At 36.5% G+C, this 539-nt stretch carries 1 protein-coding gene; it reads right to left on the bottom strand.

Annotated features, from left to right (window positions below):
- Window positions 1-496 (bottom strand): nucleoside hydrolase (locus AC1DJR_RS33020; RefSeq protein WP_477004569.1); only part of this gene is annotated, 496 nt, incomplete at its 3' end.
- Window positions 497-539: the final 43 nt, after the last annotated feature.

Below are 539 nucleotides of genomic sequence, written 5' to 3'. Positions count from 1 at the left end.
CTTCTGATACGGGAGTTACATTACCTGGGTGCAGAAAGGAACCACCCATTACATAATAAGATTTAATTTGCTGCATTAAGTTTTTACATAAAATAAATAAAACAGCTAGGGAAGTGAGTCGCCCTAAACTTACAATGATTAGTTCGTCTTTATACTGCTCGATAAGAGGGATAACTTCAAAAAAATTCTCCATTTCTCCGTTTTGTAACTTTTCATTTGGGATGATTGGCCCTAACCCTTCTTTACCGTGAATATTGGTAAAAAAAGCAGGTGGACCTCCATTGAGAGGACGGTCTGAACCACCAAATATTTTCATATCTCTATTTCTTGATTTTTGTTTAAGAAAATGAGCATTTTGTACGGCCATTTCTTTTGGAACATTGCCGTAATCAGCGACAATCCCAACAATTTCAATTTCATAGATAAAGAATGCGAGGAGGAGGGCTATCGCATCGTCGATTCCAGGATCACAAAAAATGAGAATTTTTTTAGACATGCGTTCACCACCTATCTTTATATATATATGTGTGCTAGAGAGA

The sequence above is a fragment of the Bacillus sp. 05T31 genome (assembly GCF_056396725.1).
The sequence above is the reverse complement of the archived record's forward strand: the minus strand, read 5'-3'. Positions and strand labels throughout refer to the sequence as shown.